This window comes from Pleomorphomonas sp. PLEO (assembly GCF_041320595.1).
GTDB lineage: Bacteria > Pseudomonadota > Alphaproteobacteria > Rhizobiales > Pleomorphomonadaceae > Pleomorphomonas.
The window spans coordinates 3,577,243-3,590,250 of sequence record NZ_CP166625.1 but is presented as its reverse complement, the minus strand read 5'-3'; the positions used below and the strand labels follow the sequence as shown (position 1 = coordinate 3,590,250).

10 protein-coding genes and 1 tRNA gene are annotated in these 13,008 nt (G+C 58.8%); 5 read left to right on the top strand and 6 right to left on the bottom strand.

What is annotated here, in order from left to right:
• Positions 1-28: 28 nt before the first annotated feature.
• The 4 genes from mgtE to AB6N07_RS16695 form a co-directional block, all read right to left on the bottom strand.
• Complete coding sequence (gene mgtE / locus AB6N07_RS16710; protein ID WP_370674199.1) at positions 29-1,441, bottom strand: magnesium transporter; 1,413 nt, start codon at positions 1,439-1,441, stop codon at positions 29-31.
• A gap of 264 nt (positions 1,442-1,705) precedes the next feature.
• Positions 1,706-3,271 carry a putative bifunctional diguanylate cyclase/phosphodiesterase gene (locus tag AB6N07_RS16705; protein ID WP_370674198.1) on the bottom strand — a complete coding sequence of 522 codons (1,566 nt, stop codon included), beginning with the start codon at positions 3,269-3,271 and terminating at the stop codon, positions 1,706-1,708.
• A 652-nt stretch (positions 3,272-3,923) separates the two neighbouring features.
• Positions 3,924-4,008: transfer RNA gene (locus AB6N07_RS16700), tRNA-Leu, on the bottom strand.
• A 127-nt stretch (positions 4,009-4,135) separates the two neighbouring features.
• Positions 4,136-4,402 (bottom strand): FliM/FliN family flagellar motor switch protein, encoded by a 267-nt coding sequence (locus tag AB6N07_RS16695; RefSeq protein ID WP_370674197.1) that lies wholly within the window; start codon positions 4,400-4,402, stop codon positions 4,136-4,138.
• Positions 4,403-4,553: 151 nt separating this feature from the next.
• Between AB6N07_RS16695 and lipB the strand changes: the two genes are divergently transcribed.
• The 5 genes from lipB (at position 4,554) to yjfF (ending at position 10,464) form a co-directional block, all read left to right on the top strand.
• Positions 4,554-5,231 carry a lipoyl(octanoyl) transferase LipB gene (gene lipB, locus AB6N07_RS16690; RefSeq protein ID WP_370674196.1) on the top strand — a complete coding sequence of 226 codons (678 nt, stop codon included), beginning with the start codon at positions 4,554-4,556 and terminating at the stop codon, positions 5,229-5,231.
• A gap of 565 nt (positions 5,232-5,796) precedes the next feature.
• Positions 5,797-6,753: a galactofuranose ABC transporter, galactofuranose-binding protein YtfQ gene (ytfQ, locus tag AB6N07_RS16685; RefSeq protein WP_370674195.1), complete on the top strand. Its 957-nt coding sequence runs from the start codon at positions 5,797-5,799 to the stop codon at positions 6,751-6,753.
• A gap of 155 nt (positions 6,754-6,908) precedes the next feature.
• Complete coding sequence (ytfR, locus tag AB6N07_RS16680; RefSeq protein ID WP_370674194.1) at positions 6,909-8,429, top strand: galactofuranose ABC transporter, ATP-binding protein YtfR; 1,521 nt, start codon at positions 6,909-6,911, stop codon at positions 8,427-8,429.
• Positions 8,429-9,463 carry an ABC transporter permease gene (locus AB6N07_RS16675; protein WP_370674193.1) on the top strand — a complete coding sequence of 345 codons (1,035 nt, stop codon included), beginning with the start codon at positions 8,429-8,431 and terminating at the stop codon, positions 9,461-9,463. The genes ytfR and AB6N07_RS16675 overlap by 1 nt, the downstream gene beginning before the upstream one ends.
• Positions 9,460-10,464, top strand: a complete 1,005-nt coding sequence (gene yjfF / locus AB6N07_RS16670; RefSeq protein ID WP_370674192.1) for a galactofuranose ABC transporter, permease protein YjfF — start codon at positions 9,460-9,462, stop codon at positions 10,462-10,464. Before AB6N07_RS16675 ends, yjfF begins: the two co-directional genes overlap by 4 nt.
• 74 nt (positions 10,465-10,538) lie before the next feature.
• On the opposite strand, the gene AB6N07_RS16665 is transcribed toward yjfF, so the two are convergent.
• Together AB6N07_RS16665 and AB6N07_RS16660 are read right to left on the bottom strand one after the other, a co-directional pair.
• Positions 10,539-11,579 (bottom strand): UDP-glucose--hexose-1-phosphate uridylyltransferase, encoded by a 1,041-nt coding sequence (locus AB6N07_RS16665; RefSeq protein WP_370674191.1) that lies wholly within the window; start codon positions 11,577-11,579, stop codon positions 10,539-10,541.
• Between the two features lie 107 nt (positions 11,580-11,686).
• Complete coding sequence (locus AB6N07_RS16660; protein WP_370674190.1) at positions 11,687-12,844, bottom strand: galactokinase; 1,158 nt, start codon at positions 12,842-12,844, stop codon at positions 11,687-11,689.
• Between the last annotated feature and the right edge of the window lie 164 nt (positions 12,845-13,008).

Sequence of the window (13,008 nt, the reverse complement as noted above, 5' to 3'; positions counted from 1 at the left end):
CGCCGTCGCTTCGTCCGAAAAGCCTTTTTCACCCAAGTAAAATCCATGACGCGAGCCCGAGGAACGCCAAAAACCCCACGACATCGGTCACCATCGTCACGAAAACCCCTGAAGCGACCGCCGGATCGATATCGAACCGTTCGAATGCCAGAGGTATCAGGATGCCGGCCATTGCCGCGGATAACAGGTTGACGATCATCGCTACGCCGATCACCCCTCCCAGAGCCAAGTCCTGGAACCAAAGCGCGGCCGCCGCCCCGACGATCAATGCGAAACTGCCGCCGTTGAGTAAACCAACGCTTAATTCTCGACCGAAAATCCGCCAAACATTGTGTGCATCGAGATCGCGAGTGGCCAAAGCCCGTACCGTCACGGTCATCGTCTGCGTCGCCGCGTTGCCGCCCATCGAGGCGACGATCGGCATAAGCACCGCAAGCGCCACCATTTTCGAGATCGAGCCGGAGAACATGCTGATCACCGACGAGGCGAGGAACGCCGTCAGCATGTTGAACAAAAGCCAAACCCATCGTGTGCGGAGCGTATAAAATACCGAGTCCGAGATTTCTTCGTCACCGACACCCGCCAACGCACGGATATCCTCCTCCGCCTCAGCCTGGATCACATCCACCACGTCATCGACGGTGATAACGCCCACCAGCCGTTCCGCTTCGTCAACCACCGCCGCCGAGACGAGGTTATAGCGCTCGAACATGCGCGCCACGTCCTCCTGGTCGTCCGTTGCGAACACACGCTGCCGCTCGTCGTTCATGATGTCGGCCATCCGGGTAGGACGCGGCGCACGCAGAAGGCGATTGAGCGCCACGCCTCCTAGAAAGCGGAAACCGGGGTCAATGACGAAAACTTCGTAAAACTCGTCCGGCAGGTCTTTGTGGTCTCTCAAGTAGTCGATGGTCTGCCCGGCGGTCCAGAATGGTGGAACGGCGATAAAATCGGTCTGCATCCGCCGACCGGCGGTCTCCTCGGGGAAATCAAGGCTGCGACGCAACGCCATGCGGTCGACCGCCGGTAGCTTGGCAAGGATCTCCTCTTGGTCTTCGTTGTCGAGATCCTCGAGGATGTAGACTGCGTCGTCCGAATCGAGGTCGCGGACACCCTCCGCCACCGCCTCGGGCGACAGTTCCTCAATAAGCTGGGCACGGACGGTGTCATCGACTTCAGTAAGCGCGGCGAAGTCGAAATGCTCGCCAAGCAGCTGAATGAACGGCATTCGCTCATCGGCCGGCAACGCCTCGATGATATCGCCGACATCGGCCTCGTGCAGATCGGCGGCCAGCGCTGCGAGGGTCCGTGCATCGGCTGCCTCGATCGCCGAGTGGATCGCGTCAAGGAAGAGAGGATCCAGTTCGCCATCTTCGGCCCTGAGTGGCGGCAGGCCGGCAAGGCCGAGCGTTTCAGGCGCGTTGGGCTCGACTTCGGCCATGGCGCGTCTCCCGCGAATCTTGAGGTGGCGAACGGGTTGAATCGACGACGAAAGCCTGCGTCGTCGCGCGGGAGTTAAGGCCGACAAACCGGAGGGCGCAAGGAAGAAATTCCGATGGCTACGACACGGCAGCCAAATCCCTCAAGGCAGCTACTGCCAAAAAGGGAGCTTTCCATCTTTGCCCTCAGGAACCCTGTGGCGCTAAGCGGCAAGCGCGCCATACTGCCTCTCGGCGGTCCGGGAGGCAAAATCGGCTGAAGGCTGCTAGTTTATTGCTGTTTTATCTTCCGAGCGCACAGGCCAAGTCGTTTGAAGCAGACCCATTGCCTGTTCGGCGGGGACTGCGCGGCTGAACAAGAACCCCTGCCCCTGATGACAACCAAGCAATTGAAGCGTCTCGGCCTGGGATGCCTCTTCAATTCCCTCGGCAATGGTCTTCATTCCTAGTCCTCGACCAAGGCCAATCATCGCTCGTATGATCATGGCCTGTCTCGCGTCGTCCAGGAAGGACGACACGAAGCTCCGATCGATCTTCAGCTTGTCAAATCTCAAACGCGACAGCTGCGATAGACTGGAATAGCCGGTCCCGAAGTCGTCAATGGCGATGTGAACCCCCGCCTCTCTGAGCTCGTCGAGCAAAACGGCTACGAGCTGCACGTCTTTGACGAACATCGACTCGGTAACCTCCACCTCGAGCTGACTGGGGGAAAGGCCCGTTTCCGCAAGTGTTTCCAGCATTTTTCGTCCGAAGCTTCGGTTGCTGAACTGGGCCGGCGAGACGTTAAATGACAGCCTCACGGCGCGAGGCCATTTAGCGGCGTCCCTACACGCCTGACGGAACAGCACGTCCGAGAGCTCGCCAATCATGCCGGTCTCTTCAGCCAGGGCGATGAACTCCGATGGGGGAACGAAGGTACCATCGGGACGGCGCCAGCGCGCCAGGGCTTCAAATCCGACAATGCGACCAGACGTCAAATCGATCATCGGCTGATAATAAGGGTTCACTTCGCCAGACTTGAGCGCGGCACGCAACTGTTTGTCCAGATCAGCGTATTTGGCTGTCGCTTCATCGATAGCCGGATCAAACCATTTAGGATCGTTGGAATGCTCTCTTTTCGCAAACGAAGCCGCGGAGAGTGCGCATCGAAGAAGATATTTGATATTGGCGGCGTCATCGGGATATCGAGCCATCCCGATATAGGCGGAGACTTCGTAGCTACGGTCACCAATCAGAATTGGGGTGGATATCTGCTTGATAGTTCGGCGCGCGAGCTTTTCCCAATCCCTCGTCAATGAACCCTCTTGCGAGGCATAGAATTGGTCGCCGCCTAGTCTGAACAGATAGCCGCCAACAAAAATTTCACGTAGCCTGTCTGCAACGACCACCAGTATTTCGTCGCTAATCTCATTTCCGTATATGTCGTTAATATATTTAAATCCATGGATATCGATTACCATGGCCAAGTGGGGCTTGCCGACGTTGTTGCTCGCTCGCAGGCGTTCGACCTCTTGCTTGAGACCAATGCGGTTGGGAAGACGCGTTAGGGGGTCATGAGCTGCGATCCAGGATACGTCGCGTTCGGCGCGTCTGCGGTGAGCCATCTCTACCTTCAGATCGTGAAGCCGGCGATAACCGAAAGCGAAGCCCAGAAAACCGACAATTAGCAGCGCGAGAAGCAGTTCATCAGCCTGAAGATACTCGTATTTTCGCAGAAGTGCTGCGAGATTCTCATAAAGATTGAGCCACTCGCAGCCAACGAAAAGCAAAACACCGATGAAAATGAGAGCTGCTGCATCTCGGGTTGCTCTTCCCACCCTGAAAAGCCGCATTTTCTCACCTCTCTCCATGCATTCGCGATCCGCACCGCGTTGCACATGAATTGATAGATACAAAAAATCAAAATCCCAACAAGCATAATTTATATGGACGCGTCGAATTAATTAATGATTTACGATCCGACTAGGCACTTTTGGCCGAGACCCTCGTCGTGGCCATAACCCACAGATAAATATGGTGCTTTGGCATATAGACTACTTGGCGAAAATCGATGGAGGATAAGTCGACTGTCGACTAACCCTTTGTTCTGAAATCGATAATTTCGGATTTCGTAGAGAAGTAGATCGTATTTCAATCAAGGCAACCTATATTCCGTTAAATATATCATTCGGATAATTTGAAGGATTTTAACTTACAGTCCGGTTATTGATGAGTAATTATAAAGTAAAATTCGGTGGGCGACTGTGGATGAGCAATGAATAAATCGCTTGGATTCGGTGTGCTGCCCTACGCGGATCTCTTTATCGCGGATGTAAGCTAAGGATTTTATTTCTATCTATTGAAAGATAGTAGGATGCAGCTCTTCTGAGCTCATCGCCATGTCTGGGCAGTCAAGGCGCGTCTGGAGCGTTTACAAGAGATCAGCTAGTCCAGATTCCGGAAGGCATAAAAAAACCAGGCACTTACGAGCCTGGCTTTTTTGAATGGTGCGGTCGAGAAGACTCGAACTTCCACGTCTTGCGACACAGCGACCTCAACGCTGCGCGTCTACCAATTCCGCCACGACCGCATCGTGGTAGGTGCCACCCCTTCCGGGCCGGCGCCGGGTATCTAGCAAGAGATTCTCCGGGGCACAAGAGGCAGGCAAGAAGAATTTTGCCAGCATCGGAAAAACGGCTGGAATCCGGGAAAATTCCTTAGATCTTCACAACATCGTCGACACGGCGGTAGGACGCGGGGCGAGCCAGGACTTCGGTGATGGACACGGTCACGCGGTCCCCCTTCAACACCACCTGCCCCTTTGCGACCGGCAGGTTGTTGGCGAGGATATCGACGTCATCGTCGGCCGAATGGTCCAGCTCGATCACCGCGCCACGTCCCATCCGCAACAGCTGATGGATCGGCATGGTCTGCCCGCCGAGCACGACAGAGATCTCGACTTTGATCTTCTCCAGAATGGCCATCGGTCCTATCTTCCGTGTCGTCGGCGGCGTGCTTTGACGAACCGGCGCCAGCCGGAATACGAAGCGGCAAACCCAACGCATCGTCGTCCGTTGAGTGTTTGCGGCATAAGGTTACCGAATGGTTAACGAGAGATCCGAAATCAGGACAGACATGCATGCCATCCCCGGTTCGCCACCGGTCGAGTGGCGTGTCGAACCGGGCCTCACCGATTACGAGCATGCGGTTGCTTTCATGGAAGACCGCGTCGCCGCGATTTCGGCGGGGCAGAAAGCGGAGCTCGTTTGGCTGGTCGAGCACCCTCCCCTTTACACCGCGGGAACCAGTGCCGATGAGCGAGACCTCGTTGAGCCCGATCGCTTTCCCGTTTACCGGACCGGGCGCGGAGGGCAGTACACCTATCACGGACCCGGCCAGCGGGTCGTATACGTCATGCTGGATCTTGAAGCTCGCGGCAAGGATATCAGGGCTTTTGTGGCGGGGTTGGAGCGCTGGATCATCGGCGCGCTGGCCACCTTCAACGTTCGCGGCGAACGGCGCGAAGATCGTGTCGGCGTCTGGGTGCGCCGACCCGACAAGGGGAGCGGCGCGGAGGATAAGATTGCTGCCATCGGCATTCGCGTCCGTCGCTGGGTTACCTTCCACGGCATCAGTCTTAACGTCGAGCCGAACCTCAGCCATTTCTCCGGCATCGTGCCTTGCGGTATCCGGGGCCACGGCGTCACCAGTCTGGTCGACCTCGGGTTGCCGATTGCCATGGAGGATGCCGACGTCGCCCTCAAGGCGAGCTTTGTCGAAGTGTTCGGACCTTGCGCTACATCGAGGGGCTGACTGGGCGGATCGCTAAGGATCCACCCCGCCGTGAACATGGACGGAAACCTTGGCCGGCGAACGCGCAACCGCGGCGACGGGAACCAAATCCATCGAAACTAAATGTTTGCGAGATTGGCGGCGTATGCAGCGTGCATGCGATGAGTTTCGACCTGCAAAAGGACGGGTAAGGAGAATGGAGTGCTAGCTACCGGCCCGCATCCGGGAGGAATGCTCCAGATATTTCAGGGGAATTGGGCGCGCCCTCATTAATTGTCATACTTAAGAAATGGGCTCGGCGCTAAAAGTCAAAAACCGGACGACGGCGATCATCAATGGATCGAAATGCGTTTTGGGTGGCTTTTTGCCAGAAGAGCGCCGCAAATTCCCATCTTGGATACGGATATTATACCTTAGTATAGGTCTTAAATTCATACGGATCAGCAGAATATTCCATGAAGGAGACTGATTTGTCTCTTTTGCGAAAACGCCTGCTGGGTTAACTTGCTCTTAGCCGGTGTGGAGGCCGGCATCCGGGGAGTGATCAGGTCTTCCTGTTGCTTCCGGAGAAAATTTGGAGGAGAGAATGCGCACTCTTAATTTGCTCGCCGCGACCGCCTTTGCGACGGCTCTTTCAGTTTCGTCCGCCTTTGCCCTGACCGTCGGCTTCTCGCAGATTGGTTCGGAATCGGGCTGGCGCGCCGCCGAGACGAGCGTCACCAAGCTTGAGGCTCAAAAACGCGGCATCGACCTGAAGTTTGCTGACGCGCAGCAGAAGCAGGAAAACCAGATCAAGGCCGTTCGCTCGTTCATCGCTCAGGGCGTCGATGCCATCTTCATCGCTCCGGTCGTTGCCACCGGCTGGGATGCGGTTCTGAAGGAAGCCAAAGAAGCCAAAATTCCGGTGATTCTGCTCGATCGTACGATCGACGCTCCGAAGGACCTTTACCTCACCGCCGTCACGTCCGACACGGTCTACGAGGGCAAGGTCGCCGGCGAATGGCTTGTCAAGAACGTTGGCGACAAGCCTTGCAACATCGTCGAACTGCAGGGCACGACCGGCTCTTCGCCGGCCATCAACCGCAAGAAGGGCTTTGATGACGCTATCGCCAGCCATGCCAACCTGAAGATCATCCGTAGCCAGACCGGCGACTTTACCCGCACAAAGGGTAAGGAAGTCATGGAGAGCTTCATCAAGGCTGAAGGCGGCGGCAAGAACATCTGCGCCCTCTACGCCCACAACGACGACATGGCCGTTGGCGCCATCCAGGCGATCAAAGAAGCTGGCCTGAAGCCGGGCAAGGACATCCTGGTCCTCTCGGTCGACGCCGTCCCGGATATCTTCCAGGCGTTCATCGCCGGCGAAGCCAATGCCACAGTCGAGCTGACCCCCAACATGGCCGGTCCGGCCTTCGATGCCCTTGATGCCTACCTCAAGGACAAGAAGGAGCCTGCCAAGTGGATCCAGACCGAGTCCAAGCTCTACACGCCGGCTGATGACCCGCAGAAGGTCTACGACGAAAAGAAGGGCCTCGGTTACTGATACCGACCCGGAACGCCGCCCCTTTTAGATAGGGCGGCGTTCCCCTTTATTGCCGGGCCGCTTTTCCGGCTGCCGGCGGGCTTGTCCCTCGGGGTGAGGCCGCTGCATCGGAGGGCGGCCCGTTTCTTTGATCGGCAATAGTTGGACCAGCTATCATGGCGAACGCTCAGCCGCTGCTATCCGTGCGCGGAGTCAGCAAGGCCTTTCTCGGCGTTTCCGCGCTCGAGAATGTCGACTTCACCCTGCGGGCCGGCGAAGTGCACGCCCTTCTCGGCGAGAATGGCGCGGGCAAATCGACGCTCATCAAAATCATTACGGGCGCTTACCGCAGAGACGAGGGCGAAGTCCTGCTCAATGGGACGCCCATCCATCCGCGCGACGTCGTCGATGCGCAGAAGCTTGGCATCGGCACCGTCTATCAGGAGGTCAACCTCCTGACCAATCTCACCGTGGCAGAAAACCTCTTTCTCGGACGTCAGCCCAAGCGCTTCGGACTGACCGATGTCCGAGAGATGAACCGACGGTCGCGGGCAATTCTCGATACCTACGGACTTCATATCGACGTCACGGCGCCGCTCGCCAATTTCTCCGTTGCCATCCAGCAGGTCGTCGCGATCGCCCGCGCCGTCGATATCTCCGGCAAGGTGCTGGTACTCGACGAGCCGACCGCCAGCCTCGACTCCCATGAAGTGGCGATGCTGTTCGCGGTAATCCGCCAACTCCGCGAGCGGGGTATGGGCATCATTTTCATCAGCCATTTCCTCGACCAGGTCTACGAAATCGCCGACACCATCACGGTGCTGCGCAACGGCCGGCTAATCGATACGGTGTCCGTCGCCGGCCTCGACCGCTTGAAGCTGGTATCGATGATGCTGGGCCGTCAGCTCGAAGCTGACATAAAGCGCACGATCGATCCCAACACAGCGCAGTCCGAGCCGCTGGTCTCGTTGCGCGGCCTCGGCAAGCGCGGCAACATCGATCCAATCGACCTCGACATCCGTCGCGGCGAGGTGGTGGGGATCGCCGGGCTGCTCGGCTCCGGCCGCACCGAAACGGCGCAGTTGGTGTTCGGTATCGAGCGCGCGGACAGCGGCACCATCAGTGTCGCCGGTACGCCGGTCACCATGTCTTCGCCGCGCAAGGCAATCGCTCAGGGCTTCGCCTTCTGCCCCGAGGACCGCAAGACCGATGGCATCGTCGGTGACCTGTCGGTGCGCGAGAACATCATCTTCGCTCTGCAGGCCCAACGCGGCTGGACGCGGCCGCTCTCTCGCTCCGAGCAGGAGGCCCTTGCCGACCGCTATATCGCCGCCCTGGACATCCGCACGTCCGACCGGGAGAAGCCGATCAAGTTCCTGTCCGGAGGCAACCAGCAGAAGGTGCTGCTGGCCCGCTGGCTCGCGACCAACCCGCGCTTCCTGATCCTTGATGAGCCCACTCGAGGCATCGACGTCGGTGCCCATGCCGAAATCATCCGCCTGATCATCGATCTCTGCGAGCGCGGCATGGCACTTCTGGTCATCTCATCCGAGCTCGGTGAACTTGTCGGCTACTCCTCTCGCATTGTCGTGCTGAGAGACCGCAAGATGGTCAGCGAGCTGACCGGTGAGGAGATTTCCACCGATCAAATCATGAAGGCCATCGCTTCGCATGGCACTTCCGGGGAGGCAGCGTAATGGCCGTTCCTACCATCGTCCGTGAACGGATACCTCAGCTAATTGTTCTGGCTGTGATTCTCGCACTCAACGGAATCATATCGCCGGGCTTCTTCTCCATTGAAATCCAGAATGGCCGTCTCTACGGATCGCTGATCGATGTGCTCAATCGCGGCGCGCCGGTGACCCTTTTGGCCATCGGCATGACGCTGGTGATTGCCACCAAGGGCATCGATCTTTCGGTGGGTGCCGTGATGGCTATCGTCGGCGCCGTCGCGGCGTCGTTGATCACCTCTGGCTACTCGTTACCGGCGACGGTCGCGGGGGCTCTGTTCGTCGGTCTCGTCTGCGGCATCTGGAACGGCGCTCTGGTTGCCCTGCTCGACATTCAGCCGATCATTGCAACGCTGATCCTGATGGTGGCCGGGCGCGGCATCGCGCAGTTGATTACCGAAGGCGTCATTCTGACGTTTAACGACAAACCGGAGCTGATCTTCGTCGGCTCAGGCTCGTTCCTGAACCTGCCCATGCCGGTGATCATCTGGATCGTCATCGCGATCCTGGCGATCCTGGTGGTACGACGATCGGCCCTCGGCCTGCTGATCGAGGCAATCGGCATCAACCGACGCGCCTCGACCCTGTCGGGCGTCAATTCCCGAGTTATCCTGCTCGCCGTCTACGCGGTGTCCGGATTATGCGCGGCCACCGCCGGCATCATCGCCGCCGCCGACATCAAGGGCGCCGACGCCAACAACGCCGGCCTCTGGCTGGAAATGGACGCCATCCTGGCGGTAGTTATCGGTGGCACGTCGATGCTCGGCGGCCGTTTCTCGCTCGTCGGCTCGCTGATGGGTGCCATGATCATCCAGTCACTCAACACTGGCATTCTGCTGGCGGGTTTCCCGCCGGAATTCAACCTCATCATCAAGGCGGCGATCATCCTGATCATCCTGATCGTTCAGTCGCCAGCCAGCCAGGCAATCATGGCTAACTTCCGAGCCAACCGACAAGCCATGGCGGTCAAGACCGAGAGCAGGGAGCACGCGGCGCGATGAAAAACTCCAAATACCTGCCGCTGTTGGCCACCTTCGTGGTCTTCATGGTGGCCTATATCATCTGCATCTCGGTGTTCCCGAACATGCTGTCCACACGCGTCGCCGGTAATCTGCTCACCGACAATGCCTTTCTCGGCATCACGGCGGTCGGTATGACCTTCGTGATCCTATCGGGTGGTATCGATCTCTCCGTCGGCTCGGTAATCGCCTTTACCGGCGTGTTCCTGTCAGTGATCCTGAGGGACACCTCAATTCACCCGCTGGTCGCCTTCGTCTTGGTGCTGGCTCTGACCACGGCCTTCGGAGCGGCGATGGGTGGGGTCATCTTCTTCCTCGATATGCCGCCCTTCATCGTGACGCTGGCCGGCATGTTCCTCGCACGCGGCATCTCTTACCTGCTGACCACGGATTCGGTGCCCATCAACCATCCGTTCTATTCCACACTGCAGGACATCTATTTCCTGATGCCCGGCGGTGGTCGGCTGACCCTGATAGCCATCATCATGCTGGTGGTATTCGCCGTCGGAATCATCGTTGCCCAACGCACCCGCTTCGGCACCTACGTTTATGCGCTCGGCGGCAACCTTACCTCGGCGCAGCTGATGGGCGTGCCGGTGGCCAAGACGACGATCGGCATCTACGCCCTTTCGGGCTTCCTGGCCGGCCTTTCGGGCATCGTCTTCTCGCTCTACACCTCGGCAGGCTATTCGCTTGCAGCCGTTGGCGTGGAACTCGACGCCATTGCGGCCGTCGTGATCGGCGGAACGTTGCTGACCGGTGGCTACGGCTTTGTCGCCGGCACCTTCCTCGGCATCTGCATTCAGGGCCTGATACAGACCTACATCGTCTTCGATGGAACTCTGTCGAGCTGGTGGACGAAGATCGTCATCGGTCTGCTGCTGTTCGGCTTCATCGCCCTGCAGCGCGGCCTGATGTGGATGTCCGAGCGTAGCTCGCGCAATATGCGCCACGCTTCGGCCGCGCAGCCAAGCAGTGCGTGAACGCTGTCGCCAGGTTCAAAACAAAACCGCCGCCGGAGCGATCCGACGGCGGTTTCATTTTGCGAACAGGTAATTTAGCGATCGAGATAGTGCACAGTCGGCAAGTCGCGCAGCCGCTGGGCGGCGGTCTCCGGCGTCAGGTCGCGCTGCGGCGAGCCGAGCATCTCGAAGCCGACCATGAACTTCTTCACCGTCGCCGAGCGCAGCAGCGGCGGATAGAAATGCGCATGGAACATCCACTCCTCATGCGCCTCACCGTCGGTTGGCTTCTGATGAAAGCCCATCGAATAGGGAAAGGACGTCTCGAACAGGTTGTCGTAACGGATAGCGATGTTGGAAAGAGCGTCAGCCAGCGAGGCTCGCTCGCCGTTCGTAAACTCGTCGAAGCCGCCGATGCGACGCTTGGGCAATACCATGGTTTCGAACGGCCAGATTGCCCAATAGGGCACCAGCACCACGAAATGCTCATTCTGGTGGATGATGCGCTCGCCGAGTTTCAGCTCCTTCTCGACATAATCGAGAAGCATCGCCCTGCCCTTTTCCTTGAAATAGGCGAGCTGACGGTCGGTTTCCTTGGCCGTCTCGTTCGGCATGTGCCGGCTCGACCAGATCTGCCCATGCGGATGCGGCTGCGAGCAGCCCATCACCTCACCGCGGTTCTCGAAGATCAGCACCGAACCGATGTCTGGCTTCGAGCCGAGGTCGACGAACTGCTCCACCCAGGCATCGACGATGTAGGTAATCTCTTCGACCGACATGCGCGACAGCGTTTGGTCGTGGCGCGGCGAGAAGCACAGCACTCGGCAAAGGCCGGACTCGCCCTCGGCGATCATCAACCCATCGTCGTCGCGGTAATCCGACGGCGCGTCGGGAGTCAGCGCTGCAAAGTCGTTGGTGAAAACGAAGGTATGCTTGTAGTCGGGGTTACGCTCGCCGTTCATGCGCAGATTGCCAGTGCAAAGATTGCATTTGGGATCGTGCGCGACGCTGGTAACGGGCGGCAGCTTTTCCACCTGTCCCTGCCACGGCCTCTTGGCCCGATGGGGCGATACCAGCACCCATTCCCCGGTAAGCGGGTTAAGCCGGCGATGGGGATGATCGGCGAAAGCGTTCATGATTGTTCCGTCCTGGCCGATGGGCCGGTCGGCGACCGGTCGGAACGCCTTGGCGTTCCGGGAAATGAGGCGGAGAAAATGACGTGTCCCCGCCCCGCCGTTGTGAATCAGCCTGCAAGCGGACCAACGCCCTGCTGCGGCGAGCAAGCGAAAATAGTCGACTTGAGACCGGTAGCCTTCTCATAGGCCACCTTGACGCTCTCCATGAAGGCATCAGCCGCGCCGGCTTCGACGAGACTGACCGTGCAGCCACCGAAGCCGCCACCGGTCATCCGGGAGCCGAACACGCCCGGCTGTTTCTGGGCGATGTCGACCAGCACATCGACTTCCTCGCACGAGATCTCGTAATCATCGCGCATCGAGCTGTGCGACTGGTTCATCAGTGCGCCGCATCGGACAAGATCACCGGCGGCCAGCGCGTCGGCGGCTTCGACCACCCGCTCGTTCTCGGTCACGATATGCCGGGCACGGCGATAGGTGACGTCCGAAAGCAAAGCCTTGTTGGCTTCCAGTCCGGCCGGCGTCACGTCGCGCAATGCCTTGATCGGGCCGAGCACCGGCGCAAGAAGGTGAACGGCTTCCTCGCAGGAGGCGCGGCGCTTGTTATACTCGCCGGACGCCAGCTCATGATGAACCATCGAATTGGCGACGACGATCCGGGCACGCGGATCAATCGGCACCGGCCGCTTTTCGAGACTGCGGCAGTCGATCATCAGCGCGTGGTCGTGCTGGCCGTTGCAGGAAATGAACTGGTCCATGATGCCGCAGCGCATACCGACGAACTCATTCTCGGCCTTCTGGCAGAGTTTGGCGAGTTCCACTTTGTCGATTGGCAGCCCGGCAACGGTGAGCAAGCTGTAGCCGATCGACACCTCGAGCGCCGCTGAAGAGGACAAACCTGAGCCAACGGGCACAGATGAGGCGACCAGAATGTCGGCTCCTTTGAGTCTCATGCCCGCGCCAGCCAGCGCGACAGCCACGCCGAACACATAATCGGTCCAATCACGCTTTGGCTGGGGAGCAGGATTGTCCAGATCGAACTCGCGAGTCTCGCCAATTTTGGCCGAGTGGACACGGAGGATTCTGTCCGCGCGCGGTGCTACGGCAGCCCGAGTTTCATACTCGAGCGCCGCCGGCATGATGAAGCCGTCGTTATAGTCGGTGTGCTCGCCGATCAGATTTACGCGTCCCGGCGCTCTGATGAGAAACGGCTCGCTTCCGTAGATATCCTTGAATCCCGCCTTGAGCTCGTCGACGCTAAACATGTTGGCTTTTCGCCTCCCGAGGGTCATGGCCAGCACCCCCTCGGAAACGGCTGCCGGCATGGATGAATGCGCTAATGCAATCGCGCCGCTTCGGGCTCACGCGTCGAGGCGACACTCCCTTATAGACAGCATAAAACAACCCGGCAAGCGCCCGGTGCTTGCAC

Coding starts and splice junctions, on each gene's coding strand:
- mgtE (WP_370674199.1), bottom strand. CDS start 1,441: ATGGCCGAAGTCGAGCCCAACGCGCCTGAAACGCTCGGCCTTGCCGGC.
- AB6N07_RS16705 (WP_370674198.1), bottom strand. CDS start 3,271: ATGCGGCTTTTCAGGGTGGGAAGAGCAACCCGAGATGCAGCAGCTCTC.
- AB6N07_RS16695 (WP_370674197.1), bottom strand. CDS start 4,402: ATGGCCATTCTGGAGAAGATCAAAGTCGAGATCTCTGTCGTGCTCGGC.
- lipB (WP_370674196.1), top strand. CDS start 4,554: ATGCATGCCATCCCCGGTTCGCCACCGGTCGAGTGGCGTGTCGAACCG.
- ytfQ (WP_370674195.1), top strand. CDS start 5,797: ATGCGCACTCTTAATTTGCTCGCCGCGACCGCCTTTGCGACGGCTCTT.
- ytfR (WP_370674194.1), top strand. CDS start 6,909: ATGGCGAACGCTCAGCCGCTGCTATCCGTGCGCGGAGTCAGCAAGGCC.
- AB6N07_RS16675 (WP_370674193.1), top strand. CDS start 8,429: ATGGCCGTTCCTACCATCGTCCGTGAACGGATACCTCAGCTAATTGTT.
- yjfF (WP_370674192.1), top strand. CDS start 9,460: ATGAAAAACTCCAAATACCTGCCGCTGTTGGCCACCTTCGTGGTCTTC.
- AB6N07_RS16665 (WP_370674191.1), bottom strand. CDS start 11,579: ATGAACGCTTTCGCCGATCATCCCCATCGCCGGCTTAACCCGCTTACC.
- AB6N07_RS16660 (WP_370674190.1), bottom strand. CDS start 12,844: ATGTTTAGCGTCGACGAGCTCAAGGCGGGATTCAAGGATATCTACGGA.